This is a genomic window from Salipiger sp., assembly GCF_059781815.1.
Genome location: NZ_JBYNAH010000375.1, coordinates 1 through 2,392, shown reverse-complemented (window position 1 = coordinate 2,392; position 2,392 = coordinate 1). Strand labels below are relative to the sequence as shown.

The window sequence follows — 2,392 nt, the reverse complement described above, 5'->3', positions numbered from 1 at the left end:
CGGCGTCGCGCCCGGCGAAGCGCCGCCGCGCCTCCCGCGGCGGCGGCGGCTGCGGGAGGCGGTGCAGATCTGCCATGCACAGGCCAATAATCGCTTGAAACAATGGGGCGGCACGCCTATTTTGCGCCTCCAAAGTGTTCACGGTAAAAGGACCGATACCATAGCTCGCAGACCTCATAACGCGCCCCCCACGCGCGACACCGGCCCCCGCGTCAACGATCGCATTCGGGCCCCCGAAATCCGTCTGATCGGCGCCGAAGGCGAGAACCTGGGCGTCCAGCCCCCGCGACGTGCGATGGAGCTGGCCGAGCAGGCCGGGCTCGATCTCGTCGAGATCTCGCCCAATGCCAATCCGCCGGTCTGCAAGATCATGGACTTCGGCAAGTTCAAGTACGAACAGCAGAAGCGCGAATCCGAAGCCCGCAAGAAGCAGAAGATCATCGAAGTCAAAGAGGTGAAGTTCCGTCCCGGCACCGACACCCACGACTACGACGTCAAGATGCGCAACGTGCTGAAGTTCCTCGAGAAGGGCGACAAGGTGAAGATCACCCTGCGGTTCCGCGGTCGCGAGATGGCGCACCAGAACCTTGGCCGCGAGCTGCTTGAGCGGGTGGCCGAGGACGTCAAGGAGCTCGGCAAGATCGAGAACATGCCGAAGATGGAAGGCCGCCAGATGATCATGATGATCGGGCCGCTGGCGAAGTAAGCCTGCCCCTACGAGACGACAGACCGACCCGCCGCTTTGCCGGCGGGTTTTTCTTTGCGCGGTCGGGCGTTTGGACGGCTTCCGGCTGCCTGGGCAGGGTCTTTTGGGGGCGCTGCCCCCGTCCGCGCAGGACGCGCGGCCTCCCCCGAGGTATTTTCGAACCAGAGAAGACGAGGGCGTGCGGCGGGCTCAGGACTCGCGCGGGCGCGGGCGCGAGGGAGGTTCCTTGAGGAGGCCGCCGACGCCCATGGCGCTGATCTCGCCGGGGCTGACCTCGATGCCGCAGAGCATGCGCTCGAGCACCCAGTCGGCGCCGTTGAGGGCCGGCGAGCGGGCGCAGCCCGGCAGGCCGATCACCGGGCGGTCTCCGAGCCTGCCGAAGAACAGCAGGTTGCCGGGATCGACCGGCATGCCGAAATGGCTGACCTCGCCGCCGGCGGCGCGCAGCGCCTCGGGGGCGGTGTCGTGCAGGTCGGAGGTGGCGGAGCCGGTGAGGATCAGGATGATCTCGGCCTCGCTTGACGCGATGGCGGCGGCGAGCGGGGCGATGTCATGCGCCACAGCCACGTCGGGCAGCATCGGCACGCCCATGCGGGCGAGGCGGGCAGCCACCGCGCGGCGGCCCTTCTGCGGCGGGCCGGCGCCGATCACCGTCTCGATGAGCTGGGCGCTCTTGCGGGTCACCGGGCAGAGGCGGAGCGCGCCTGCGGCGGCGGCGCAGGCGGCGTCGAGGGCGGCGCCGGGCACGGCGTAGGAGATGATCTTGATCGTTGCCGCCATGCCGCGCTCGGGCAGGCTCTGGAAGGGGCGCACCGTGGCCACGGTGATCATCGGGTGCACCGCGTTGATGGCATTGATGCGGGCGGCATCGACCGCCACCACGCCGATCCCGGTGGCGTGCAGGTTGACACGGCCAGTGGTGGCGGCGCCGATGCGCAGGCCGGCGCTCTCCGGATCGGGCAGGATGGCGCGGGCGAGCCGCGCTGCCGCCTCGTCCTCCGCCACATCGCCGGGCTCGAGCCGGGCGACCACCACGTCGGTGAGGCCGGCCGCGGTCAGCGCCGCGAGATTGGCCGGGCTCAGCACCGTCCCCTTGCGCAGGCGCCCCGAGGGCAAGGCCTCGGAATGGGCCAGCACGTGGCCCGCCGCCTCGGCCACCGGGACCGGGCCGAATTTCACGCGCCCTTCCTCAGCACGGCGGTCATCTGCGCGAGGATCGAGACGGCGATCTCGGAGGGGCCGGCGGCGCCGATATCGAGCCCGACGGGGCCGTGGATGCGGGCAATCTCGGCCTCGGTAAAGCCCGCCTCCTGCATCCTCGCCACGCGCTTGGCATGGGTGCGGGTGGAGCCCAGCGCGCCGATGTAGAAGCAGCGCGAGCGCAGCGCCAGGGTGAGCGCCGGGTCGTCGAGCTTGGGATCGTGGGTCAGCAGCACCAGCGCGGTGCGGCTGTCGAGGCCAAGCTGCTCCACCGCCTCGTCGGGCCACTCGTTGAGCAGGGTCTCGCCGGGGAAGCGGGCCGCGGCGCCGAAGGTCTCGCGCGGGTCGACGATGGCCGGGTCGTAGCCCGCGATGCGCGCCATCGGCACCAGCGCCTGGGCGATATGCACCGCGCCCACCACGATGAGCCGCAGCGGCGGGTTGTGGATCGCCACGAAGGTGCGGCTGTCCTCCTCGAAGCCGGAG

Annotated in this window: 3 protein-coding genes; 1 reads left to right on the top strand and 2 read right to left on the bottom strand. The window is 70.4% G+C overall.

Features of this window, described 5'->3' with window-relative positions; genetic code table 11:
- The coding region (gene infC / locus AC6RA4_RS24865; RefSeq protein WP_500164903.1) for a translation initiation factor IF-3 at positions 1–706 on the top strand (706 nt) is incomplete at its 5' end.
- A 189-nt stretch (positions 707–895) separates the two neighbouring features.
- On the opposite strand, the gene AC6RA4_RS24860 is transcribed toward infC, so the two are convergent.
- Together AC6RA4_RS24860 and AC6RA4_RS24855 are read right to left on the bottom strand one after the other, a co-directional pair.
- Positions 896–1,885: a molybdopterin-binding protein gene (locus AC6RA4_RS24860; protein WP_500164901.1), complete on the bottom strand. Its 990-nt coding sequence runs from the start codon at positions 1,883–1,885 to the stop codon at positions 896–898.
- On the bottom strand, positions 1,882–2,392 hold a 511-nt coding region (locus AC6RA4_RS24855), incomplete at its 5' end, for an XdhC family protein (protein WP_500164899.1). The genes AC6RA4_RS24855 and AC6RA4_RS24860, both read right to left, overlap by 4 nt.